This window comes from Klebsiella sp. X1-16S-Nf21 (assembly GCF_002837615.1).
GTDB classification, from domain to species: Bacteria; Pseudomonadota; Gammaproteobacteria; order Enterobacterales; family Enterobacteriaceae; genus Klebsiella; species Klebsiella variicola.
On record NZ_PJDK01000015.1, the window covers coordinates 1 to 23,516 of the forward strand.

Sequence of the window (23,516 nt, forward strand, 5' to 3'; positions counted from 1 at the left end):
CCACGCGGCCCGTCATCCGCGGGATATCGCCGCCTATCTGGAACTGCATATCGAGCAGGGGCCGTGCCTGGAGCAGGCGGGGCTGGCGCTCGGCGTGGTGGAGGCGATTAACGGCGCCAGACGGCTGAACTGCCGCTTTACCGGCGAAGCTGGCCATGCCGGCACGGTGCCGATGCTCCACCGCAAGGACGCCCTCGCCGCGGCGGCGGAATGGATGGTGCAGGTGGAAAACCTGACCCGGCAGCGCGGCGGTAACCTGGTGGCGACGGTCGGCACCCTGCGCTGTGCGCCGGGCGCGGTGAACGTGATACCGGGCGAGGTGCAGTTGACGCTGGATATTCGCGGCCCGCAGGATGCGCCGCTGACGGCGCTGCTGGATGAGCTGCTGGGCGAGGCGCAGGCCATTGCCGGGCGTCGCCAGCTGCGTTTCGCCGCCGAGGAGTATTATCGCATCGCCGCCACCGCCTGCGACAGTCACCTGCAGGCGGTGCTGGGCGAGGCGGTGATGGCGGTGCAGCGGCGTTCGCTGACGCTGCCGAGCGGCGCAGGGCATGACGCCATCGCCATCGCCGAGCGCTGGCCATCGGCCATGCTGTTTGTGCGTTGCCTGGGGGGCGTCAGCCATCACCCGGCGGAGTCGGTCACCGCCGCCGACGTCGGACTGGCTATCGACGCTTTCTCCCGGGCGGTAGAGAAGGTGGCCGACGCCTGATCGCGCCGGTTGCCGAGCCCCGGCTGGCGGCTTCACACCGCCAGCTGGTTGACCACCTCGGCGACAGAGGTGATGGCATGGATGTTGCCGATCCCCGCGCCCACCGAGATATACCCCTCATCAGTATTCCCCTCCAGCATGCCCAGCCGCATCCCGCGCAGACCGCCCATCGCCTGGGCCAGCTCGGCTTTTGAGGCGCCGGCACGATCCATGGCCACCAGTGTGTCGCTCAGTTTGCCGGGCAGCGCGCGGTAGTAGTCCGGCAGGGTACGGAACAGGCGCAGATCCAGACCGTTGGCGGCCACAATTTTCGCTTTCACCGAGTCGGGAACCCGGCTTTCGATGGTGCTGATAAATACCGAGCCGGCGAAAACCCCTTCCGCACCGAGGGCGTGGACGGCGCGCGCGCCCCGGGCGTCGGTGATCCCTCCGGCGGCCATCACCGGAACCCGCTGTACCGCGTCAACGATCAGCGGGACGATGGTGAAGGTCCCGAGGGCGGTACCCGGCAGCGTGCCGCCTTCGTCAAAGCCGGTGGCGACAATAATATCCGCTCCGGCCTGCTCCGCGCGGCGGCTGTTTTCCGGCGTCGGGTTGATGTCACGATAGATAATGGTGATCCCGGCGGCTTTCAGTTCGTCGAACAGCGCCGGTTTTAACGAACCATCGCCGTAGCCGGTGTAGACCACCACCTTAACGCCTTCCTCTTTGATCACCGGCAGGATCGCCGGCGTCCAGATGTCATTTTCCGCCGTCGGGATCAGGTTGACGCCAAAGGGTTTCTCGGTCAGCTGTTTGGTTTTGCGGATCTCTTCGCGCATTTTCTCGGCGGTGGCCTCCGGGGTGGAAACGGCGGTTGCCGCCGTCAGTCCGGCGTTCGGGCCCAGCACGCCAAGCCCACCGGCGTTGCCGACGGCCGCCACCAGACGAGCATCGGTTAGCCAGGAGAGGGGCCCCTGGACCACCGGTTTTTCAATACCCAGAATGCGGGCGACGCGGTTAGGTTGCATGATATTTTTCCTTTTATGTTAATAAGTTATAAATCTCTTCGCCCCAGCGATGCGGCAATGAGGGCAGTGTAGGCGTCTTTATTGTTTTAAAAAATGAGCAAAAACTTTCATCACTATTATTAAATTAGTAATAATGTGAACTGATGAAGAGGTGTGAGGCGGGCCATCATGCAAATGAATCTGTTTGAAAATATTAAAATTTTTATTGAAATCGTCGATGCCGGCAGCTTTGCCCAGGCGGCTGAAAATTTGCAGATCCACCGACCGGCGGTGACCAAAGCGCTGCAGCAGCTGGAGCAGGAGAGCGGGGTCCGGCTGCTGCAGCGCACCACCCGGCGTCTGTATCTTACGCCGGAGGGGGAAGAGTTTTATCGTCGCAGCAAACCGTTGCTCTCCCAGGCCGACGATCTGCTGGAGTCGTTCGCGCCGGACCGGCCGATCCGCGGTCAGCTGCGCGTTGATATGCCGATCGCCTTTGCCCGGCTGCTGGTGATCCCGCATCTGCCGGATTTTTATCAGGCCCATCCGGAGGTGGAGATTGTCCTCAGCAGCTCCGACGTACGCCGGGATATGCTGCGCGATGGTCTGGATTGCCTGCTGCGGGTGGGGGATCTTGAGGATGGCGACTATGTGGCGCGTTCGCTGGGGGAGGTGGCGTTAACCACCTGCGCCAGTCCGGGCTATCTGGCGCGCTATGGGGCGCCCGCGACGCTGGAGGACCTGCAGTCGCATCTGGCGGTGAACTGGGTGAACAGCAGCAGCCGGCAGATTATGCCCTGGCGATTCCAGACCCCGGAGGGCATCAGGCAGATCGCCATTCCCGGTAAACTGGTGCTGGACAACTCTGAAGTCTTTACTGCCGCCGGGCTGGCGGGGCTGGGGATGCTGCAGGGGATGCGTTTCTTTTTGCAACCTTATATCGACAGCGGGCAACTGGTGGAAATTTTGCCGGACTTTCCGGCGCCGCGTCGACCGTTGTCGCTGCTCTATCCGCACCGGCATCTGTCGCATAAGGTGCGGGTCTTTGCCGACTGGTTGCAGGGGCTGGTAGCGACCCTGGATCGATCGGTGTCGGCTTGACTCTGCTGGCTGAGCGTTTATATATAAAATGTGAATGCTATTAAGCAATGAATCACAAAGCTGGATAACGACTTAACCTGTAAGGGAATGCTGATGAAACTCTGGAATAAAACACTACTTGCTTCCGCTCTGTGTCTGACCCTGTTTGGCTGCGACGATGCGTCGAAAGTGGATAACAAACTGGATAAGGCCAAAGATAATGCGGAGCAGATGAAGGATGCCGCGGCGGACAAAGCGCAGGCGATTAAACAGGATGCGGATAAGCAAATCGATACGCTGAAAAGCCAGGCTGACGCCGAGGCCGACCGCCTGAAGGATCAGGCCAGCGCCATCAAGGCGGAGGCGGACAAGAAAGCGGATGCCATCGCCCAGCAGGCGAAAGCCCAGGCCGATGCCGTGAAGCAGAACGCAAAGCAGGAAAGTGACCGCATAGTCAAAGAGGCGGGTCAAATCAAAGACAATGCCATCGGCGACGCCAATCAGCTCTCGGCGGAGGCGGCGAGCAAAACCAAGGCCATCCAGGACAGTATCGCGGCGGACAAACAGCACACCACGCCACCGCCCGCCCAGCAGTAACCTGCGCTGTTTGCCTGACCCGCGCCAGGAAATATAGGGAGCGGAGCCTGATAGATTGCCCGGCGGCGCTGCGCTTGCGCGGGCCTACGCAGGGAGCGGGTTGGCTGCGCAATGACCGGGTATCATCCTTTTGTAGGCCGGGCAAGGCGCCGCCGCCGCCCGGCACGTGGACCGCAATAACATCCTGCTCAGGGGTATCTTACGATACCCCTTTTTTATGCGCGCTGCGGGTTCAACGGTTTGGCAGCAGGGTGCCTTTCAGGCCGTGTGGCTCGGAGCGCAGGTACTGCGAAGGGACGCGAACCTGGGCGCCGAGGCTGGCGGCGGCGTGCCACGGCCAGTGCGGATCGTAGAGTACCGCGCGGGCGAGGGCGATCAGGTCGGCATCGCCATCCTCCAGCGCCGCTTCCGCCTGCTGCGGATCGGTGATCAGCCCCACGCCAATCACCGGGATGGCAACCTGCTGGCGAATGTCGTGGGCGAATGGCAACTGATAACCCGGTCCGACGGTGATCGACTGCTGCGGCGACAATCCGCCGCTGGAGACGTGAATATAGTCGCTGCCCAGCGCTTCCAGCTGCTGGCTAAACTGAATGGACTGCTCGCAGTCCCAGCCGCCTTCGACCCAGTCGGTAGCCGACAGCCTGACGCCCACCGCCATGGTGTTGCCCACAGCCTCGCGGATCGCGTTAAACACTTCCAGCGGATAGCGCAGACGGTTTTCCAGAGAACCGCCGTACTCATCACGGCGCTGATTGCTGAGCGGCGAGAGAAACTGGTGCAGCAGATAGCCGTGGGCGGCGTGCAGTTCAATCAGCTCAAAGCCCAGACGCTGGGCGCGCAACGCGCTGGCGACAAACGCCGCTTTAATGCGCGCCATATCGGCAAGGCTCAGCTCGGCGGGGGCGCGGTCGCCATCGTGAAACGCCACGGCGGAGGGGGCAACGGTTTGCCAGCCACCCTCATTAAGAGCCAGCTGATGACCACCCTGCCACGGGGCCGCGCAGGAGGCTTTGCGTCCGGCGTGCCCCAGCTGGATCCCCAGGCGGATCGGCGACCAGGCCCGAATATCCTCTACCACCGCGCGCAGCGCGTTTTCGGTTTCATCATCCCACAAACCCAGATCCCCCGGCGAGATACGTCCCGCTGGTTCTACCGCCGTGGCTTCCAGAATTAACAGGCCAGCGCCGGAGAAAGCCAGCTGACCAAGATGGATCCGGTGCCAGGAGGTGGCTTTACCCTCGTCGGCAGAGTACTGACACATGGGGGCAATAACGATGCGGTTATCCAGCGCCAGATGACCAATACGCGTCGCGCTAAAAAGATGGCTCATGAGTACCTCGTAAAAGTTAGACAGGGTCTTGCATGGGGGCAAACAGTCACTGTTTATAGCACGCCTGTTTGCCCTCCTTTATTCGGATATTGCGTTTAAGCAGCCCGCTATTCGATAAACCACAGGCGGCGCCGGCGGCCCGTCGCCTGCTGCGACACGGCACGGGCCATCGCGCTGCCAATTTCGGCGCTGGCCGTCAGCCCCTGCACAAAGGGACGATCGTGCATCAGCCAGGGAAGGGCGCCGAAAGCGACCCGGCCGCGCAGCGTCTCGGGCGCCTGCAGCGTGTAGTCATCGCCGACGTCCGGAATGTCGTCGCCGCAGGCCAGCAGCTGCTGGCGCAGCGATGGGAAGGGCAGGTCCCGGGTTTTCAATGCTTGTTGCCCGCGGGCATCGATAAACACATCGAATTCACAGCGCTGCTGATGATGGACAATCAGCGTTCGGTGAGACTCGCGCTGCAGGTCATAATCCTCGCCGAGCGCCACAATACGCAGAATACCGGCCTGGTGCAGGGCCAGCAGCCGGCGAATGGATTCCGGCGGGATGGCGGCATAGTTATCGATAAACACCCGGGCGAGCCCGCGCCGGAAGCGGCGGCTGTCCTCGTCGTTGAGTTCCGGCACCACGCTTTCAATCGCCTCGTGCAGGCGGAGAATGGCATAGCGCCAGGGCACCGTGTGGTGTTCGCGCTTATTGCGCTCCACCTCCTGCAGATTGCGTTGCGCCCACTGGAACGGGTCATGGGTGAGACGGTCGGCAAACCAGGCGTCGGCGATGCTGTCAGGCGTTAGCTGGCGCAGCCCCGTCGCCTCGCACCAGGCTGGGGCGGCATATTCCAGCTCCTGCACGACCAGCTCGAATACCCGATCCAGTAGCCCGTCACTGCCCTGCGCGACGGCAGCCTCAAGGGCGGCAGGGGTGGCGATCTCCAGCGGCTCCCATGGGATCGGACAGTAAAAATCGGCTTCCGGGAGCACCCCATTGCGCGACAGCAGGGTGATCTCCAGCGCCTCGCTGCCAGGATGGAGGGTAAAATGGGTCGTTTTGTCGTTCTCAGTATGGAAAACACCATGCTGGGCCACCACGGCGATGGCAGCATCAATGGCGCTTAAAGAGGTCCCGAGGATCCCGACCCGACAGGGCGCGATCCGGGCGTCCATCAGTCCGGTCCACGGGCTGGGGAAATACTGTCGACTGGCGCGCTCTTCCTCAGGCCACAGATGGCCGGTGGCAATCGCCACCAGGTCGACGATAACCGGTTCTGCCGCGCTATCAGTGTGGATGGCGATCCCGGCGGGCTGGACGGCAATATCCGTCACTTCACAGGATTCACAAACGCTAACGATGAAGCCGGCGTCCCGGGCCCGCTCTGTGAGATACAGAAAACGGTCGCGATAGTACTCGCCGAGGATCACTCGCGGCAGGAACTGGCGCTCATGCAGCGTGTGCCGCTCGAGGCCGCGCGCCGCCAGCCAGGCGTCGCTGTGCTGCTGCAGCCATTGCAGATAGGTCAGGTCGATAGGGGGGATCTCAATGCTGGCGATGTTAGCCAGCATTTGCGCCGCCGTATTATCGTCACTGTAGGGCATACCCACCCCGGCCTGCGCCTCTTTTTCAAACAGGGTGATCGCCAGCGGCTCGCCACGCTTCACCAGTTCATAGAACGTGTAAATCCCCGTCGGCCCCACGCCGACGATGGCAACTCTCTTCATGATTCTCTCCCTTCCTGTGGGCGGATGCGGCATGGACAGCGGTTCACTGTCGCCAGCCTGTCCTTAATTCTGGTCGAAAATTGCCGATCCGGTGGGCCGTTACACGCAATTTGAAACAAATTAGCAGGCTAATAAACTTGCCGGCGGCCGGAAAAAGGGTGTAATTAACAAAAGAGCAACTTTCTATACAAACAATTTACATAAGCGGTGACACCAGCTTGCTCTGCCGGACGCCGCGCAAGCTCCCGGCAACCCCGTCGGGATAGGGATGACAAGATGCATGGCTGGACTTCACGACAGTGCAACGCGGCGATTGCCAGTTTTTTAAGCTGGACGCTCGATGCTTTCGATTTCTTTCTGTTGGTCTTTTTACTGAGCGATATCGCCCACTCGTTTCACGTCGACCTTGAAGAGGTCACCCTGGCGATTCTGCTTACCCTGGCCGTGCGGCCGATAGGCGCGCTGATTTTCGGCAGGGCAGCGGAAAAGTATGGTCGCAAACCCATTCTGATGCTGAATATCGTCTTCTTCTCCGCCTTTGAGCTGCTCTCCGCCGCCGCGCCGTCGTTGCTGCTGTTTTTTCTGCTGCGGGTGCTGTATGGCGTGGCGATGGGCGGGATCTGGGGCGTGGCCTCGTCGCTGGCGATGGAGACGATCCCCGACCGCTCGCGTGGCCTGATGTCCGGCCTGTTCCAGGCGGGATATCCCTTCGGCTATTTGCTGGCGGCCGTCGCCTACGGCCTGCTGTTTGAACAACTCGGCTGGCGCGGGATGTTTGTGATTGGCGCCGCGCCGGTGCTGCTGCTGCCGTTTATCTATTTCTGCGTCGAGGAGTCCCCGGTTTGGCTGGCGGCCCGGCAAAGTAAAGCGAGCACGGCGCTGCTGCCGGTACTGCGTAGTCACTGGAAGCTGTGCCTGTACCTGGTGGTGCTGATGGCGGCCTTCAACTTTTTCTCCCACGGGACGCAGGATCTCTATCCGGTCTTTTTGAAAGTCCAGCACGGCTTCGAGCCTAAAACGGTCAGCATCATCGCGGTCTGCTACAACATCGCCTCGATTATGGGTGGAGTGTTCTTCGGTTCGCTGTCGGAGAAGATTGGCCGACGCAAAGCGATTATGATCGCCGCCCTGCTGGCGCTGCCGGTCATTCCACTGTGGGCTTTCGCCAGCGGCTCGCTGGCGCTGGGGGCGGGGGCGTTTCTGATGCAGTTTATGGTGCAGGGGGCCTGGGGAGTGATCCCCACCTGGCTCAATGAACTGGTCCCGGCCAACACCCGGGCTGTGCTGCCTGGCTTCGTCTATCAGCTGGGTAATCTGCTGGCTTCGGTGAACGCCACGCTGCAGGCCTCCATTGCTCAACATCATGGGCATAACTATGGTCTGGCGATGGCCCTGGTGGCCGGTACGGTGGCGATTGTCATTACCGTCCTGACCTTCTTTGGTCGCGAGGGACGGGTGATCCAGCCCGCAGGAGCGGGACATCGCCAGCCGCTCTCCACCAGCCGTTAACTTCTGCTACCGGGCGTCGTCAGGCGCCCGGCAGCGTACGTTAGCCGCGCAGACGAATTGCCGCCGCCTGGCGTTTCTCCAGCGAGCAGATCCCAATCCCCACCATGATAAACAGGGCGCTGAACAGATGCCAGGCATGCGGCTGGGTATGCAGGAAGAGGATGCTCAACACTCCGCCGGAGAGCGGGATGATATGGGTGTAAATTTCTCCCCGGGTGGCGCCAATCGCGGCGATACCTTTGTTCCAGAACAGATAGGCCAGCCACGACGGGAAAATCACCAGATACGCCAGGCCGCTGAGGAAAAACGGCTCGCGCCAGGCGGCCCAGTCCTGCGCCGGGTGGCGCATCAGCCAGAAGATGACGATGGGCAGCAGGATCAGGGCGCCGAGCAGCGAGCTGACGGCGACAAAGCCATTCGCCGGGATCCGGCGGTCCTTCAGACGTAATAGCGAGCAGTAGAGCGCCCAGCTCAGCGCCGACCCCATGGCCCACAGATCGCCGACGGAAAAGCGATGCAGCGAGGTGGCATGCAGTGGGTTTCCCTGGAATAACAGGATCATCACGCCAAGGGTGCTGAAGATGACCCCCAGCCAGTTGCGGGCCGAAACCGGGTCACGAAAAATCAGCCGGTTAATCAGCAGCACCATGCTTGGCGTGGCGGACATATAGATGGCGGCGTTGAGGGCGGAGGTGGTTTGCAGGCCAATATAGAGCGTGAGCGGGAAGCTGGCCTGGCCACAGAGCGTTAGCACCAGCACCGCCGGCGCATTTTCCCGCAGCAGGTGGCGGCTGGCGGCGATCTGCCGGCGGTAGAGCAGGCCCAGCAGCAGCGCCGTCAACGCCCATCGCGCTTCGGTCATCAGGATCGGATCCACGCCCTGGACCAGCACGTGACCGACCACGTAATTTCCCCCCCAGAACAGGGCGGCCAGCGTCAGTAACAGATAGGGCATGCTGATTCCTTGCGTCGCTTATCACTGTACTAGATGGTAACTTTAATAATTTTATAATATCAATATTTTTATAGGGGTCTTTTGTTTTATTTATTAAAAGTAGTTATTTTACAATATGATATTTGTTATTCCTAAATTTTCGTTGCCGCGTTGCGAACGGTACTATACCGTATATTTGCCATGCATTTAACAGGGACAAATCCATGCGTAACACAGAAAATGGGGTCATTGGTAGTGACCAGACCGCGGTGATGGCCAGGCTGGCACTGGATGAGTTAATTGACCAGCTTCTGCACAGCAACGCGCTGTCGCTGAAGCTGACGGCCAACCCGCTGGTGGCCGACAGAGCCTGGCATCTGACTGAGAATACCTGCATCCGCGCCTTCTCCGCTGACGATCCACAGGCCAAAAAGCGGGCTCACCATGCGCTGTTCATCCTCTATCAGTCCTGGCTTGCCGACCCGCTTTCGCCAGCGGCAGCTAATCAGTTTCATCCGCTGCTCTCCGGGATCAGAAACTACATTGAGTCTGAGTGGCTGCGGGCGGAAAGCAAACGTTTCCATCGCCAGAGACCGGTGCTTAACGCCGGCAATATCGTCGACGAGCTGCGCGCCTTATGCCAGCAGCACCCGGCGTCTCATCATCCGCTGTTCGATTTCCTTGCCAGCGAGGCCTCCGCGGCGCAGATCGACTATTTCTTCAAAAGCGACAGCGCGCTGAATCTGCTGTTCTTCGATCTTGTGGCGATGGGGTTGGTCGGTTCGCTGCCGGAAACCCGCGCGGAGATTGCGCAAAATCTGTGGGATGAGATAGGTCAGGGCAGCACTGAGATCACCCACGTCAATTTGTATAAGGATTTACTGAAGCGGCGGAATATCGCGTTGCCGGACAATCATTTTGCCCATTTGTACGAGTGGCAGGGTCTGGCCGGGTATAACGCCTTTATGCTGGGCGGCGTAAACCGTCAGCATTATTACAAATCGCTGGGGGTCATGGCGATGACCGAGCTGCTCGACCCACCGCAGTATGAAAAACTGGTGGTGGGCTGTCGGCGGATTGGGCTTTCCGATCGCGACGTGCATTACTATGCCGAACATATCACCGTCGATATCGGTCATGCGGACGGCTGGCTGAACAATGTGATTGTGCCGATTGGCAAAAAACATCCGGCGGCGATGGAGGAGGTCTACTTTGGCGCCGCGCTGCGCCTGCAAACCTGCAACGATTACTATGATTGCCTGCTGGCGGCCCTGCAGTCGCTGGACGGCAGCGCATTATCTCACAGCGTTCCGCCTTCTGAGTAAATAAGCGCTTTGGCTGCGCTCCAGGCGGTGATCCCCGGTGGGATCTCCCTGCATTCGGCGGACTCGGCCTGCTGGGCGGCGATGGCGCCATCGATGAGCATCACCATCATCATGGCGACCCGCTCGGCGGGTTCCGGTTTTAACACCTGCAGGAGGATATCGCGGAAGAACTGCCAGAGGAGCGACTTGAACCGGGAGCACTGCTCCCGGATCGCCGGCGATGACGCGCCATATTCAAACAGCGCGCGGGTAAACATGCAGCCGTGGAATGTGTCGCAGGTAAACCAGCGATGGTAGTAGTCGAACACGGCAAACAGCTTTTCCCGCGCGGTGGCTTTATCCGCCGTGATCTGCGCCAAATCCTGCATAAATTCGCTCTCTTTCTGCTTGAGGATAGCCAGAATGAGCGCCTCTTTATCGGCGTAATAGCGGTAGAAGGTCATTTTGGAGATGCCGGCATGTTCAGCAATCCGCTCGATGCTGGGCGACTGATATCCTTCGCGATTAAACAGCGCGCTGGCGTGGCGGAGAATGTCCGCTTGTTTTGGCTTCATGCGTTTTCCTGTCGAATATTCGCTGTCACGACTGCCGGTGACACGGCCGTCCTGCGACAGCGGTGCATTATGCCGGATCTTGCCGCCAGACGGGCAAAAAGTAAATCAGCCGCGGTTTAAGCGGCGTCGGTTCCCTCAACAAAACAAGATTGCGTAGACATGCACAAGTCATGTCCTTATGTTTCCGAACCGGCGTATTATTCGGACCTTTATACACATAAGCTGTGAATGATGTACTTTCTGATAGCCATTATTTCTGAAGTCTGAGACGGTTACAGCAGGACAGGCATCGAATGAGGGTATTACAGACATCATTACCAGGATGATCCGATAACTATGATGAATCTTATTAAAAGATTGCTGCGAAGAATATTCAGGTCCTTAATATCATATTATGGCCCAGCTGTATTGACCATCCTCTTCGCCGTGGCGCAAGGGCTCTTTTTTCCAAAGACGCCTCTCTGGCTTGTTCCCCTTTTTTTCGTATTTGTTATTGTAATGTTTTATCGGTTTGTGAAATTTTAATATCGAAATTTAACTTTATATTAAATTGACAAGGAAGTGCGATGGCTGGGTTGAGGCTAGCAGGTTAAGATGGCCCCGCGATTGCCTGTCTCATTAAGAAGAAGAGAAGAGATGATGTTACCCCTGACCACGCCCCGGCTGCTGCTGCGCCGGTTCAGAACGGAAGATCTGCCGTCTTTCAGCCATTATCGCAACCTGCCGGAGGTGGCCCGTTTTCAGAGCTGGACCCACTATGGTATGACAGAGGCGACAGCCTTCTATGAACAACAGCGTTCGCTGGCCTTTGCTGAGGATGAGAGCTGGTTCCAGCTTGCCGTAGAGATCCAGGCCAACGGTGCGCTGGCGGGGGATGTGGGGATCCACTTTTTCGATCAAGGCAGACAGGCCGAGCTGGGGATGACCTTTTCCCCGGCGTATCAGCATCAGGGGTATGCCCGGGAAGCCATTCAGGCGGTGATGGCCTTACTCTTTGAACAGTTAGCCCATCACCGGCTGATAGCCGTGGTAGACACCCGCAATTCCGGCGCGATCAAACTCCTTGAAGGGCTGGGCTTTCGTCGCGAGGCGCATTACCGGCAGAATATCTTTTTTAAAGGCGAGTGGGGCGATGAGTACCTGTACGCGCTGCTGCGCAGCGAATATCCGTGAAGTGACGGGCGAGCCGTCACTTCTGTCAGCGCTGCAGTTAGCTGTGCTGGCGGATAAAGCGCGCGCGCCACGGTTTTAGCACCCACAGCGCGAGGGCGGCGGTGACAAAATCAAGGCCAATCGCGCAGCTGAAGACTACATGCCAGCCGTGGGTGTACTGATAGAGCAGTGCCGCCAGCGGGCCGCCGAAGATTGACCCGATGCCCTGAGAAATATACAGCCAGCCATAGTTGGTGGCGGCATGCTCGCTGCCGAACGTATCGGTGAGTGTCGACGGGAAGAGAGAGAAGATCTCCCCCCAGCCAAAGAACACCACCCCGGAGAGCAGGACAAACAGCAGCGGATCTTCCCGGCACGCCAGCCAGAGCATCATCGCCACGCCTTCCAGCGCAAAGGCGATAAACATGGTTTGCTCGCGGCCGAAGCGGTCGGAAATAAAGCCAAACAGCGGCCGGGTTAAGCCGTTGGTGAAGCGGTCTATCGTTAACGCCAGCGGCAGCGCCGCCATGCCAAACACCACCGCCTGGCTAATGCCGAAATCCTCGGCGAACACCGCCATCTGCGACGTGACCATCAGCCCGGAAGTCGACATCATCGCCATCATGGCGAACATCAGCCAGAACAGCGGCTGGCGCAGCATTTCCCGGGAAGTAAACGATCTGCTGCTCTGCGCCACCGTCTGACTGACGGGCTGGGAGACAGCGGGCGGCGGCAGCTTCAGCCCCTGACTGGCGAGGAAGCCGACGAGGGCGAAAAGGATCCCGAAAGTCGTCATCGTGTGTTCAAGGCCGTTAGTGGTCAGCGACAGGGAGATGGGGAAGGTGGTTATGATGGCCCCCATCCCGTAGCCCGCCGCCACCGAGCCGGCGGCAAATCCCCGCTGCTGTGGGAACCATTTGACCATCAGGCCGACAACGCCGATGTAGACGATCCCGGTCCCGAGGCCGCCCATGCAGCCATAAACCAGCCAGAGCGTTGCCAGGCCATTCACCTGCGCGGAAAGCACCCAGCTCATTCCCGCCATCACCGTGCCAATAGCGATCAGCCGCCGTGGGCCAAACTTTTCCACTAACCGCCCCTGAAAAGGGGAAAAGAAGGTCTGCAGGATGATCAGCAGCGAGAAGGTGACCTGCAATTCTGGCAAACCCACGCCCAGTTTGGCGGCCAGGGGTTTTGTCAGCAGCGTCCAGACATATTGCGGACTGGAAATGGCGGCCATACAGATCAAACCCAGCACCAGCTGGCGCCATTTGCCATATTTCGGGGTAACCAACGGTTCACTGAGTGTCGTCATGTTGTTCTCCGTTTTCAGTAAGCAGGCTTCCGTGAAACGCATCCACCCTGGATGCCTCACGGAAAGGGGAAGGTGGCGACCGCAGAGTGACGACGTGTTGTGGCCATACGGCATACGATCTTGTCCACATCGCGGTATACAAGCGCACAGCATTAAACGTGCCATATAAAATAATCATTTATATTCAGCAGGTTAATGTAATGAGGTGGTAACTGACGGGATGCGACATGGTGAATGGGCGGCACTGAGGCGGTGCAAATGGGTCATCGCGGTGCGTGGGAAATGTTCGTGGCAAATTCACAGAATGTCGGCGCATGCGCTCTGCGTTTTCCTGCACCAAAGCCATGCAATGCCCCAACATCACTCCCCATTTTTGGGAATCGATGCGTCCGCTGGCGGCGAAACGCGGCGGTGAGCGGCCTCTGGCTCCTGGCATGGTGCTTGCAAGAACATTGGCAGAAAGCAGCGCAACAGACAATTCAGATCACACAATAGCTGGCTAGGGTTCCGGTTCACCGCGGTGAACGTCTGGTCCGAGAGCTGGCGACCTCGGCGAGGTTACACGGCGGGATAAAAGCCCGGGAGACAGCAGCACCGTTGGGTGTCGCGCTGCTCCGTTTCTCGTGCTAACCAGAGGTCCACCATGAAAACATCGCCGCTCCTCCGCTCACTTGTCCTGTCGCTGACGCTGCTGACCAGCGTCCCGTCGTTTGCCGCCGTCAAAAAAGAGTTCAACGTCTGCTGGACCATCTACGCCGGCTGGATGCCCTGGGGAACCATCAGTAACGAAAAGATCATTGATAAATGGGCCAGCAAATACGGCATCAAGATCAATATCGTCCAGCTCAACGATTACATCGAATCCATCAACCAGTACACCGCCGGGCAGTTTGACGGCTGCACGATGACCAACATGGACGCGTTGACGATCCCGGCGGCGGGCGGTGTCGACAGCACAGCGCTGATCACCGGCAGCTACTCCGACGGTAACGACGGGGTGGTCCTGAAAGGGGCGGATAAAAAGCTCAGCGACCTGAAAGGGATGTCGGTGTATCTCCCGGAGCTGTCGGTATCCCACTATCTGCTGGTGCGCGGCCTGGAAAAAGCCGGGCTGCAGGAAAAAGACGTCAAGGTGGTGAATACCTCCGATGCCGATATCGTCTCGGCCTTCGGCACCAGCGGCGTGCGGGCGGCGGTGGCCTGGAATCCACAGCTGTCGGTTATCAAAAAGACCCCACAAACCAGCGAAGTGTTTAGCTCCTCGCAGGTGCCGGGCGAGCTTATCGACATGATGGTGGTGAATACCCAGACCCTGAAAGATAACCCCGCGCTGGGCAAAGCCCTGACCGGCGCCTGGTTTGAAATGATGGCCAAAATGAAGGCCGGGGATAGCCAGGCGTTGAGCGCCATGGCCGCCGACTCCGGCACCGATCTTGCCGGCTACCAGGCACAGCTGAAAACAACCCATCTGTTCTGGACGCCTGCCGACACCCTGGCGTTTATCTCCTCGCCGGATCTGGCGAAAACGATGCAGCGAGTGGCGCAGTTCTCGTTCGATAAAGGCCTGCTGGGTGAAGGGGCGCAGAGCGCGGACTTTATCGGTATGACCTTCCCGGGAAATGTCACCCTCGGCGATGCCGCCAACCGCAAACTGCGCTTTGACGACAGCTACCTGAAGCTGGCCGCCGCGGGCCAGCTGTAATGATTATCGCCGGGAGACCACGCCATGCGCCACATTAACCGTTATCCCCAAAAGGGGATGCGCCTGACGCTGATGCTGCTGCCTTTTGTCGTGCTGATCGCCGCCTGGTTTATTGGATCGGCGGTGCGGCTGGAAGCCAATCCGCAGGACAAGTTGCTGCCAGGCCTGTCGCAGATGGTGGCAGCCATTGACCGGATGGCGTTCACCCCGGACAAACGCAGCGGTGAGTATCTGCTGTGGGCCGATACGCTGATCAGCCTGAGCCGTCTGTTGACGGGCCTGGCCGTCTCGTCGCTGATCGGCCTCGGTATCGGCATCGCCGCCGGCGTCTTCCCGATGTACCGCGCGGCGCTGTCGCCGCTGTTGACGGTGGTGTCAATGATCCCGCCGCTGGCGATCCTGCCGGTGCTGTTTATCGTCTTCGGCCTCGATGAGCTGTCGAAAGTGATGCTGATCGTCATCGGCATTACGCCAATGCTGGCGCGCGACCTGGAGCAGCGGGCGAAGGAGATCCCAGCGGAGCTGTTTATTAAGGCGCAGACCCTCGGCGCCAATAGCTGGACCCTGGTGCTGCGGGTGGTGCTTCCCCAGCTGCTGTCGCGGCTGATCACCTCTCTGCGCCTGCTGCTGGGCTCAGCATGGCTGTTCTTGATCTCCGCCGAGGCCATCTCCGCTACCGCCGGACTGGGGTACCGCATTTTCCTGGTGCGGCGCTATATGGCGATGGACGTGATTATTCCCTATGTCATCTGGATCACCTTGCTGGCATGGCTGATGGATCTGGCGCTGCGCCAGCTGCACAAAGCCTGTTTCCCGTGGGCGGAAGGAGGCCGGGGATGAGTTTTATCAACATCAAAAACATCTGGCAGGAGTACGGCGATCACGTGGTGCTGGAGCGCATCAATCTGCAGGTGAAAGAGGGCGAGTTTTGCTCGATGGTCGGCGCGTCCGGTTGTGGTAAATCGACCTTTTTACGCCTGCTGCTCGGTCAGGAAAAACCGACCCGTGGCGACATCCTGCTCGATGGCCAGCCGCTGGCGGCGGAGCCGGATCGCAGCCGCGGCGTGGTCTTCCAGCGCTATTCGGTGTTTCCGCATCTCAACGTGCTGGATAACGTCGCCATCGGCCTGGAGCTGCCGGCGTCCCCGCTGCTGGGGCGCCTGTTTGGCGGCAGAAAACGCGAGGCCCGGCAACAGGCCCAGCACATGCTGGAGAAAGTGGGGCTGGGGCACGCTCTGGATAAATATCCGGCGCAGTTGTCCGGGGGGATGCAACAGCGGCTGGCCATCGCCCAGGCGTTCGTGATGCAGCCGCGGGTGCTGCTGCTCGATGAGCCCTTCGGCGCGCTGGATCCCGGCATTCGCAAAGATATGCATGCGCTGCTGCTCCAGCTGTGGAGCGAAACGCGCATGACGGTGTTTATGGTCACCCACGATCTGGCCGAAGGCTTCAACCTGGGCACCCGGCTGCTGGTGTTCGACAAAGTGCGCATCGATCCGCAGGCGCCTAACGCCTGGGGAGCGCGCATTACCTACGATATCCCGCTCAATGAGGCGCGGATGGCGCAGCTGGCCACCGGTAGTGACACCAACGTTTACGCATTAAGGAGATAAATTGATGACCGTACCTTTTCACGCCACTCCCAGCCTGCGCGAAGAGCGGCTTCCCGGCGGGGCGCATACCTCGCTGATTTTGCGCAAAGGGCAGATCCTGCGCCTGACCGATATCGACGGCGGGGCGAACGTCAGCATGATGATGCTCAACCCCCATGAGAAAAGTGAGCGCCTGAACCTGCCGGATACCCTCAAGGGCCAGCATACCGCGCGCCTGACCGCCGGACACTGTTTCTACTCCGATATGGGCCGGGTGCTGGCCGGGATCGTCGCCGACAGCTGCGGCTGGCACGATCCGTTCGGCGGGGTCCTTAACGCCGAAGAGACACACGACAAATATGGCGCCGGACGCTACCAGGAATTACGTAATGGCTTCTACCGCAACGGCGTCGATAACCTGCTGGTGGAGATGGGTAAATGGGATCTCGGCCTGGAAGATCTGCTGATGGTGGTCAACTTCTTCAGCAAAGTCACCGTCGATGACGAGGGCCGTTTCCAGTTTGTTGCCGGCAACAGTCGCGCCGGGGATTACGTTGAGCTGTTTGCCCCGATGGACGTCCTGCTGGTGCTCACCGCGCTGCCGCATCCCCAGGATCCGGCCACAGAATATGCCCCCCGTCCGGTGCAGTTGAGCTGGTATCAGGCCGACGATGAGGACGCGGCCATCCAGGCGCTCCTGACTCGCGATGAGAATCAGCGCGCGTTCCGTAATACCCAACTTTTTGCCCTGTAAGGAGGCGTTCATGACCGTTATCACCAGTAACCGACGCCCGGAAGAGGCCGTCTATCGCCATGTGATCCCGGCCGGGGAACCCTGGCTGTTTGAGGTTAAAAAAGGGCAAACCCTGCGCCTGCTTGATCTCGAAGGCAATCAGGCGATTGATACCCTGTTTTACAACGCCGACAACCCGCGCGAGCGCTACGATGCGCAGCGCACGCTGCGTCGCCAGGGGAACGCCTACCTGACCGCCGGCAGCGTGCTCTATTCCAACCTCGGCCATCCGCTGATGACCATCGTGGCCGATACCTGCGGGCGGCACGATACCCTCGGCGGCGCTTGCGCCCAGGAGAGCAACACCGTGCGCTACGCCCTCGACAAGCGCTATATGCACAGCTGCCGGGACAATTTTCTCTGCGCCTGTCTGCACGATGGCCGCCTGCATAAGCGCGATATCGGCGCCAACATTAACTTCTTTATGAACGTGCCGGTGACGCCGGAGGGCGGTCTGACCTTTGCGGACGGCATCTCGGCGGCAGGAAAATACGTTGAACTGCGCGCGGAGTGTAACGCCATGGTGCTGATCTCCAACTGTCCGCAGCTCAACAATCCCTGCAATGGCTGGAACCCGACCCCCGCCGAGGTGCTGGTATGGAACTGACCCGCTGGCAGCGCTGGCGTTTGCTGGCCTTTCGGCTGTTCGCCGTTCGCGCCGACCGCCTGAATCACACGCCGACGCGCCACGTTTAAGCGCCGGTTCCCCCGGGGACGACCTCAGGGAAAGACGAATTGTTGCGGGACGACCCGCTACGCTGTGAGTTCCGCTTATGTTTGATACCTTACTGATTGCCAACCGCGGGGCGATAGCCTGCCGCATTTTACGTACCCTGCGCGCCATGCAGGTGAAGGGGGTTGCCGTTTACGCCGAAGCCGACCTGAGCAGTCTGCACGTCCGCGAAGCGGATGAAGCGCTCAGCCTTGGCGAGGGCCCGGCAGCGCAAACTTATCTGGTGGTAGAGAAGATCATTGCCGCCGCGCTGCAGAGCGGCGCCCGCGCTATCCATCCCGGCTACGGCTTTCTGTCGGAAAACGCCGCCTTCGCCGAAGCCTGTGAGGCGGCGGGACTGGCGTTTGTTGGCCCGACCCCGCAACAGCTGCGTACCTTTGGCCTGAAACATACCGCTCGCGCGCTGGCGAAAGCGGAGGGCGTGCCACTGCTGGAAGGCAGTGAACTGCTGGCCGACAGCGAGGAAGCCTGCCGGGCGGCCGAGGCGGTGGGCTACCCGGTGATGCTCAAGAGTACGGCGGGCGGCGGGGGAATTGGCATGCGCGTCTGCCGCGACGCCCGCGAACTGAGCGAGGCGTTTGCCACGGTGCAGCGACTGGGGCAAAACAACTTCAGCGACGCCGGGGTGTTTCTCGAAAAATATATCGAACGCGCCCGTCACCTGGAGGTGCAGATCTTCGGCGACGGTGAGGGGGAGGTTATCGCCCTCGGCGTGCGCGACTGCTCGCTGCAGCGGCGTAACCAGAAAGTGATTGAAGAGACCCCGGCGCCGAATCTGCCGGAAGGGATGGCGCAGGCGCTGTGTAGCGCGGCCATTGCTCTCGGGAAAGCGGTGAACTACCGAAGCGCCGGGACGGTGGAGTTTGTCTACGACAGCGCGGCGCAGCGCTTCTATTTCCTTGAGGTCAATACCCGCCTGCAGGTGGAGCACGGCGTGACGGAGCAGGTGTGGGGCGTGGATCTGGTACGCTGGATGATCGCCCTGGCCGCAGGGGATTTACCGCCGCTGAGCGAGCTGGCCGCCGGGCTACAGCCCCGGGGCCATGCCATTCAGGCGCGAATTTACGCCGAAGATCCTGGCCGCCAGTTTCAGCCTTCGCCTGGACTGTTAACCGACGTCTGGTTTCCGCCGGCGGACGGCGCCACGCTGCGCATCGACCGCTGGGTGGAAGCCGGATGTGAAGTGCCGCCGTTTTTCGACCCCTTGCTGGCGAAAGCTATCGTCTGGCGCCCCAGCCGCGATGAGGCAATCGCCGGCCTGGCGCAGGCCCTGGCGGAGACCCGCCTGTATGGCGTCGAAACCAACTGCTTATACCTGCAGCAGATCCTCGGCTTTGCACCGTTTACCGCCGGAGAACCCTGGACCCGCTGCCTGGAGCAATTGCGCTACCGGGCCGATACCGTGGAGGTTCTGAGCGCCGGCACCCAGACCAGCGTCCAGGACTATCCGGGACGTCTGGGGTACTGGGCGGTGGGCGTCCCGCCCTCGGGCCCAATGGATGACCGGGCGCTGCGCCTGGGCAACCGTCTGCTGGGCAATGCCGAGGGCGACGCCGCGCTGGAGATCACCCTTAGCGGACCCACCCTGAAATTCAATACCGCCGTACAGGCGGTGATCTGCGGCGCGCCGCTCACCGTCACGCTCGATGGCGCCGGGCAGGACATGAACTGCGTATTCACTATTCCGGCGGGGGCGACCCTCAGGCTGGGGGCAATAAACGGACCAGGCGTCAGAAGCTATCTCTGCCTGCGCGGCGGTATTCAGGTACCGGATTATTTGGGCAGTAAAAGCACCTTTACCCTCGGCCAGTTTGGCGGCCACGGCGGACGGGCGCTACGCGCTGGCGACGTGCTGCATCTTGCGCCTTTGGTTGAGACAGGGGAAGGCGCGGCGCTTCCCGCAGGGCTGCGCACCGCGCTGACGGACGTCCGTACGCTGCGGGTGATTTATGGTCCCCACGGCGCGCCGGAGTTCTTTGCCCCGGCGTATATGGCGACCTTTTTTGCCACCGACTGGGAAGTGCATTTTAACTCCAGCCGCACCGGCGTGCGCCTGATCGGGCCTAAGCCGGTCTGGACCCGTGACAGCGGCGGCGAAGCCGGGCTGCATCCGTCGAATATTCATGACAACCCCTATGCCGTGGGGGCCGTGGATTTTACCGGCGATATGCCGGTGATCCTCGGGCCGGACGGCCCAAGCCTCGGAGGCTTCGTCTGCCCGGTCACGGTTATCGAAGCCGATCTCTGGCAACTGGGCCAGCTTAAGGCGGGGGATAAAGTGCGCTTTGTGGCGGTGGACGTCCCCACCGCCCGGCGGCTGGCGGCAGGTCGTCGCGCGGAGCTGGCGACCCTGCAGGCGCAGGACGTTGCCTGGCAGCCTGTGCCGCTCACCTCGCCGGTGGTGATGACCTGCGGTGACGCCGACAAACGCCTGGTGGCGCGCCTCTCCGGTGATACCCATCTGCTGCTGGAGGCCGGTGAGGCGGAGCTGGATCTGGTGCTGCGCTTTCGCATCCATGCCCTGATGCAGGCCCTTGAAGGGCAAGCCCGGGAAGGGATCATCGATATCACGCCGGGGATCCGCTCGCTGCAGCTGCATTTCCAGCCGGAAACGCTGGCGCTGGAGACCCTGCTGGCGTGGGTCAGCGGGGAGTGGGCCACGGTCTGCATGAGCGATGATCTGCAGGTTCCAACGCGGGTCGTGCATCTCCCGCTCTCCTGGGACGATCCGGCCTGCCGCAAGGCGATCGACAAATATATGACCACCGTCCGCCCGGACGCCCCGTGGTGCCCAAGCAACCTCGAGTTTATTCGCCGGATAAACGATCTGCCGGATGAACAGGCCGTATGGAACACGGTGTTTGACGCCAGCTATCTGGTGATGGGCCTCGGCGATGTCTATCTCGGCGCGCCGGTGGCCACGCCCCTTGATCCGCGGCATCGGCTGGTCACCACCAAGTACAACCCGGCGCGAACCTGGACGGCGGAAAACTCGGTGGGCATCGGCGGGGCGTATCTGTGCGTCTACGGCATGGAAGGCCCGGGCGGCTATCAGTTTGTCGGCCGCACTCTGCAGATGTGGAATCGCTATCACGAGGTGGCCGATTTTGCCGGCAAGCCGTGGCTGCTGCGCTTTTTCGATCAGCTGCGTTTCTATCCGGTTTCGGCCGATGAACTGCTGGAGATTCGCCGCGATTTCCCGCTCGGTCGCTATCCGCTGCGCATCGAACACAGCACGCTGCGGCTGGCGGAATACCAGCAATTTCTCGCTCGCGAGGCGCAGAGCATTGACGCGTTTCGCGACCATCAGCAGCGGGCGTTTAACGCCGAACGCGATCGCTGGATCGCCAGCGGCCAGGCCCATTTCGACAGCCAGGAGAGCGCCGCAGAAGAAGCGGGCGATGCGCCGCTGCAACCGGGCGAGCAGGGGGTGGAAAGCCCGGTATCCGGTAATTTGTGGCAGGTACAGACCGAGGCTGGTCGTCTGGTGCGCGCCGGCGATGTGCTGGTGGTGCTTGAGTCGATGAAAATGGAGATCCCGTTGCTGGCGCCGTGCGATGGCAGGGTTCAGCAGGTCAATGTGCAGCCAGGCAGCGCGGTGCGTGCCGGGCAACGGGTGGCAGTGATTATTGAGGAGAAGGCATGATGCAGCAGACGTTTGATTTACGCCTGGCGACCCTGGCGGCGAACTATCGTAACGGCAACACCACGCCGCGGGCGCTGTTGGCGGAGATCCGCCAGCGGGCGGAAACGCTGAATCCCGAATTTAATCTGTTTATCCATCTCCTGAGCGAAGCGGAGCAGGCGCCGTTTCTCGCGGCGCTGGAAGGCCATTCGCCAGAGACGCTTCCGCTGTACGGCGTGCCGTTCGCGATCAAAGACAATATTGACCTTGCGGAGATCGTCACGACCGCTGCCTGCCCGGCGTTTGCATACCGGCCGACGCAAAGCGCGACCATTGTCGCGCAGCTGATTGCGCTGGGAGCCGTGCCGGTGGGCAAAACCAATCTCGACCAGTTTGCCACCGGCCTGAACGGAACCCGTTCGCCGTACGGACGTTGCCGCAACGCGTACCACCCGGCTTACCCCTCCGGTGGCTCCAGCGCCGGCTCCGCGCTGGCGGTAGCCCTGGGTGTCGCCAGCTTCGCGCTGGGGACCGACACCGCCGGCAGCGGTCGCGTTCCGGCCGGGCTGAATAACCTGGTGGGGCTGAAAGCGACGAAAGGGGTGATCTCCACCGCCGGGGTCGTCCCTGCCTGTCGCACGCTGGACTGTGTGACCTTTTTCAGCGCTACCGCCGACGAGGCCAGCCAACTGCTGGCGCTGGTTGCCCGGACCGATCCGCAGGATAGCTACAGCCGTCGCAATCCCCAGTGGAACAGCCGGCAGGCCTTTGGCAGGCCGTCCGCCGGGTTTCGCTTTGGCGTTCCGCAGACGCTGAACTTCCTCGGTTGCCGCGCCAGCGAAGCGCTGTTCGCCCAGGCCGTGCAGCGGCTGACGGCGCTCGGCGGCGTGCCGGTAGCGATCGATTTCGCGCCATTTCTGGCCGCCGCCCGCCTGCTGTATGACGGACCGTGGGTTGCTGAACGCTATGCGGTGGCCGGACCGCTGATTGAGCAGCAGCCGGATGCCGTGCTGTCGGTGATTCGCGACGTGCTGGCGAAAGCGCCTGCTATCGACGCGACGGCGACCTTTAAGGCGATGTATCAGTTGCAGGGGTATAAAGCGCAGTGCGATGCCATCCTTGATACGCTGGACTGCGTGCTGACGCCAACCTTTCCGCGCCCGGTGACGCTCGACGAGCTGGCGGCGGAGCCGATCGCCCGCAACGCCGATCTGGGCTACTACACCAACTTTATGAACCTGCTGGACTATGCGGCGGTGAGTGTGCCGTGCGGGTTTATGCCTGACGGATTGCCCTCCGGCGTCACGCTGTTTGGCCGGGCGTTTACCGATCAGTATTTGCTGAGCCTGGCCGACGCCTTCCAGCGCGCGGAGCGGCTGCCGCTGGCAGGCGGCGCGCGGCTGGAGAGCCCGCCGCCTGCGCATTCCGCAGGCCATGACCGGATGGCACTGGCGGTATGCGGTGCGCATCTGGCCGGTCTGCCCTTAAACGGTCAATTGCTGGCGCGGGGCGGTCGGTTGCTGCAGGAGACCCACAGCGCGCCACGCTATCGTTTGTACGCTCTCGCGGATGGCAAGCGCCCGGCGATGGTGCGTGACGAGCGCGACGGCGCGGCGATAGCGGTGGAAGTCTGGGAGATACCCAGCGCCGAGGTGGGGTCGCTGCTGGCCGCTATTCCCGCGCCGCTGGGGCTGGGACAGGTTGAGCTGGCCGACGGCCGATGGGTGACGGGCTTTATTTGCGAAGCCGCCGGGCTGGGGGAGGCCACGGAGATCACCGCCTGGGGCGGCTGGCGTCAGTGGCTGGCCAGGTAAACGGAACATCCTCTGCGGTAGCGCCGCAGAGGGAACCCTCGC

20 protein-coding genes and 1 riboswitch are annotated in these 23,516 nt (G+C 61.1%); of the genes, 14 read left to right on the forward strand and 6 right to left on the reverse strand.

The features are described from left to right. On the forward strand, nt 1-712 hold a 712-nt coding region (locus tag CW267_RS09140; RefSeq protein ID WP_133124737.1), incomplete at its 5' end, for a hydantoinase/carbamoylase family amidase. A gap of 32 nt (nt 713-744) precedes the next feature. On the opposite strand, the gene CW267_RS09145 is transcribed toward CW267_RS09140, so the two are convergent. Next, entirely contained in the window at nt 745-1,722 is a 978-nt protein-coding gene (locus CW267_RS09145; protein WP_002905232.1) for an NAD(P)H-dependent flavin oxidoreductase, read from the reverse strand. A 174-nt stretch (nt 1,723-1,896) separates the two neighbouring features. On the opposite strand from CW267_RS09145, the gene CW267_RS09150 reads away from it, so the two are divergent. Then, nucleotides 1,897-2,802: a LysR family transcriptional regulator gene (locus tag CW267_RS09150; protein WP_162493318.1), complete on the forward strand. Its 906-nt coding sequence runs from the start codon at nt 1,897-1,899 to the stop codon at nt 2,800-2,802. Between the two features lie 87 nt (nt 2,803-2,889). Then, complete coding sequence (locus CW267_RS09155; RefSeq protein ID WP_064166513.1) at nt 2,890-3,378, forward strand: hypothetical protein; 489 nt, start codon at nt 2,890-2,892, stop codon at nt 3,376-3,378. A gap of 232 nt (nt 3,379-3,610) precedes the next feature. Here CW267_RS09155 and CW267_RS09160 read toward each other — a convergent pair whose 3' ends face one another. Next, nucleotides 3,611-4,711 carry an NADH:flavin oxidoreductase/NADH oxidase gene (locus tag CW267_RS09160; RefSeq protein WP_100781013.1) on the reverse strand — a complete coding sequence of 367 codons (1,101 nt, stop codon included), beginning with the start codon at nt 4,709-4,711 and terminating at the stop codon, nt 3,611-3,613. A gap of 107 nt (nt 4,712-4,818) precedes the next feature. Then, nucleotides 4,819-6,426: an FAD-NAD(P)-binding protein gene (locus tag CW267_RS09165; RefSeq protein ID WP_016161066.1), complete on the reverse strand. Its 1,608-nt coding sequence runs from the start codon at nt 6,424-6,426 to the stop codon at nt 4,819-4,821. A gap of 276 nt (nt 6,427-6,702) precedes the next feature. Between CW267_RS09165 and CW267_RS09170 the strand changes: the two genes are divergently transcribed. Further along, nucleotides 6,703-7,935 (forward strand): MFS transporter, encoded by a 1,233-nt coding sequence (locus CW267_RS09170; protein WP_100781014.1) that lies wholly within the window; start codon nt 6,703-6,705, stop codon nt 7,933-7,935. Between the two features lie 40 nt (nt 7,936-7,975). Here the strand turns inward: CW267_RS09170 and CW267_RS09175 are convergent, their stop codons facing one another. Further along, nucleotides 7,976-8,890, reverse strand: a complete 915-nt coding sequence (locus CW267_RS09175; protein WP_100781015.1) for a DMT family transporter — start codon at nt 8,888-8,890, stop codon at nt 7,976-7,978. Between the two features lie 203 nt (nt 8,891-9,093). On the opposite strand from CW267_RS09175, the gene CW267_RS09180 reads away from it, so the two are divergent. Then, complete coding sequence (locus CW267_RS09180) at nt 9,094-10,194, forward strand: iron-containing redox enzyme family protein (RefSeq protein ID WP_100781016.1); 1,101 nt, start codon at nt 9,094-9,096, stop codon at nt 10,192-10,194. Here CW267_RS09180 and CW267_RS09185 read toward each other — a convergent pair. Then, entirely contained in the window at nt 10,170-10,748 is a 579-nt protein-coding gene (locus CW267_RS09185) for a TetR/AcrR family transcriptional regulator (protein WP_023322639.1), read from the reverse strand. The genes CW267_RS09180 and CW267_RS09185 overlap by 25 nt on opposite strands. A 336-nt stretch (nt 10,749-11,084) precedes the next feature. Between CW267_RS09185 and CW267_RS09190 the strand changes: the two genes are divergently transcribed. After that, on the forward strand, nt 11,085-11,273 hold the full coding sequence (locus CW267_RS09190) for a hypothetical protein (protein ID WP_025712456.1): 189 nt from the start codon (nt 11,085-11,087) through the stop codon (nt 11,271-11,273). Nucleotides 11,274-11,342: 69 nt separating this feature from the next. Then, entirely contained in the window at nt 11,343-11,921 is a 579-nt protein-coding gene (locus tag CW267_RS09195; RefSeq protein WP_165454083.1) for a GNAT family N-acetyltransferase, read from the forward strand. A 37-nt stretch (nt 11,922-11,958) separates the two neighbouring features. Here the strand turns inward: CW267_RS09195 and oxlT are convergent, their stop codons facing one another. After that, the gene (gene oxlT / locus CW267_RS09200) at nt 11,959-13,257 is read right to left on the reverse strand and encodes an oxalate/formate MFS antiporter (protein ID WP_023297642.1); all 1,299 of its coding nucleotides are present in this window, start codon (nt 13,255-13,257) and stop codon (nt 11,959-11,961) included. A 446-nt stretch (nt 13,258-13,703) separates the two neighbouring features. Continuing rightward, nucleotides 13,704-13,802: riboswitch (guanidine-I (ykkC/yxkD leader) on the forward strand. A 56-nt stretch (nt 13,803-13,858) separates the two neighbouring features. Between oxlT and CW267_RS09205 the strand changes: the two genes are divergently transcribed. The 7 genes from CW267_RS09205 (at nt 13,859) to atzF (ending at nt 23,474) form a co-directional block, all read left to right on the forward strand. Continuing rightward, a complete protein-coding gene (locus CW267_RS09205) occupies nt 13,859-14,917 on the forward strand; it encodes a putative urea ABC transporter substrate-binding protein (protein ID WP_008804844.1) in 1,059 nt (352 codons plus the stop codon). A 24-nt stretch (nt 14,918-14,941) separates the two neighbouring features. After that, on the forward strand, nt 14,942-15,757 hold the full coding sequence (locus tag CW267_RS09210; RefSeq protein WP_023297641.1) for an ABC transporter permease: 816 nt from the start codon (nt 14,942-14,944) through the stop codon (nt 15,755-15,757). Beyond that, entirely contained in the window at nt 15,754-16,530 is a 777-nt protein-coding gene (locus CW267_RS09215; protein WP_046619861.1) for an ABC transporter ATP-binding protein, read from the forward strand. The genes CW267_RS09210 and CW267_RS09215 overlap by 4 nt, the downstream gene beginning before the upstream one ends. 4 nt (nt 16,531-16,534) lie before the next feature. Further along, nucleotides 16,535-17,263 carry an urea amidolyase associated protein UAAP1 gene (locus tag CW267_RS09220; RefSeq protein ID WP_016161060.1) on the forward strand — a complete coding sequence of 243 codons (729 nt, stop codon included), beginning with the start codon at nt 16,535-16,537 and terminating at the stop codon, nt 17,261-17,263. 10 nt (nt 17,264-17,273) lie between these two features. Then, complete coding sequence (locus tag CW267_RS09225; RefSeq protein WP_008804848.1) at nt 17,274-17,909, forward strand: urea amidolyase associated protein UAAP2; 636 nt, start codon at nt 17,274-17,276, stop codon at nt 17,907-17,909. 166 nt (nt 17,910-18,075) lie between these two features. Next, nucleotides 18,076-21,681 (forward strand): urea carboxylase, encoded by a 3,606-nt coding sequence (gene uca / locus CW267_RS09230; RefSeq protein WP_046619858.1) that lies wholly within the window; start codon nt 18,076-18,078, stop codon nt 21,679-21,681. After that, entirely contained in the window at nt 21,678-23,474 is a 1,797-nt protein-coding gene (gene atzF, locus CW267_RS09235) for an allophanate hydrolase (RefSeq protein WP_100781017.1), read from the forward strand. Before uca ends, atzF begins: the two co-directional genes overlap by 4 nt. Nucleotides 23,475-23,516 lie beyond the last annotated feature (42 nt).

What these genes read in the sequence shown, in the direction of transcription:
- CW267_RS09145 (WP_002905232.1), bottom strand. Translation starts at nt 1,722, where the DNA reads ATGCAACCTAACCGCGTCGCCCGCATTCTGGGTATTGAAAAACCGGTG.
- CW267_RS09150 (WP_162493318.1), top strand. Translation starts at nt 1,897, where the DNA reads ATGAATCTGTTTGAAAATATTAAAATTTTTATTGAAATCGTCGATGCC.
- CW267_RS09155 (WP_064166513.1), top strand. Translation starts at nt 2,890, where the DNA reads ATGCTGATGAAACTCTGGAATAAAACACTACTTGCTTCCGCTCTGTGT.
- CW267_RS09160 (WP_100781013.1), bottom strand. Translation starts at nt 4,711, where the DNA reads ATGAGCCATCTTTTTAGCGCGACGCGTATTGGTCATCTGGCGCTGGAT.
- CW267_RS09165 (WP_016161066.1), bottom strand. Translation starts at nt 6,426, where the DNA reads ATGAAGAGAGTTGCCATCGTCGGCGTGGGGCCGACGGGGATTTACACG.
- CW267_RS09170 (WP_100781014.1), top strand. Translation starts at nt 6,703, where the DNA reads ATGCATGGCTGGACTTCACGACAGTGCAACGCGGCGATTGCCAGTTTT.
- CW267_RS09175 (WP_100781015.1), bottom strand. Translation starts at nt 8,890, where the DNA reads ATGCCCTATCTGTTACTGACGCTGGCCGCCCTGTTCTGGGGGGGAAAT.
- CW267_RS09180 (WP_100781016.1), top strand. Translation starts at nt 9,094, where the DNA reads ATGCGTAACACAGAAAATGGGGTCATTGGTAGTGACCAGACCGCGGTG.
- CW267_RS09185 (WP_023322639.1), bottom strand. Translation starts at nt 10,748, where the DNA reads ATGAAGCCAAAACAAGCGGACATTCTCCGCCACGCCAGCGCGCTGTTT.
- CW267_RS09190 (WP_025712456.1), top strand. Translation starts at nt 11,085, where the DNA reads ATGATGAATCTTATTAAAAGATTGCTGCGAAGAATATTCAGGTCCTTA.
- CW267_RS09195 (WP_165454083.1), top strand. Translation starts at nt 11,343, where the DNA reads ATGGCCCCGCGATTGCCTGTCTCATTAAGAAGAAGAGAAGAGATGATG.
- oxlT (WP_023297642.1), bottom strand. Translation starts at nt 13,257, where the DNA reads ATGCGTTTCACGGAAGCCTGCTTACTGAAAACGGAGAACAACATGACG.
- CW267_RS09205 (WP_008804844.1), top strand. Translation starts at nt 13,859, where the DNA reads ATGAAAACATCGCCGCTCCTCCGCTCACTTGTCCTGTCGCTGACGCTG.
- CW267_RS09210 (WP_023297641.1), top strand. Translation starts at nt 14,942, where the DNA reads ATGCGCCACATTAACCGTTATCCCCAAAAGGGGATGCGCCTGACGCTG.
- CW267_RS09215 (WP_046619861.1), top strand. Translation starts at nt 15,754, where the DNA reads ATGAGTTTTATCAACATCAAAAACATCTGGCAGGAGTACGGCGATCAC.
- CW267_RS09220 (WP_016161060.1), top strand. Translation starts at nt 16,535, where the DNA reads ATGACCGTACCTTTTCACGCCACTCCCAGCCTGCGCGAAGAGCGGCTT.
- CW267_RS09225 (WP_008804848.1), top strand. Translation starts at nt 17,274, where the DNA reads ATGACCGTTATCACCAGTAACCGACGCCCGGAAGAGGCCGTCTATCGC.
- uca (WP_046619858.1), top strand. Translation starts at nt 18,076, where the DNA reads ATGTTTGATACCTTACTGATTGCCAACCGCGGGGCGATAGCCTGCCGC.
- atzF (WP_100781017.1), top strand. Translation starts at nt 21,678, where the DNA reads ATGATGCAGCAGACGTTTGATTTACGCCTGGCGACCCTGGCGGCGAAC.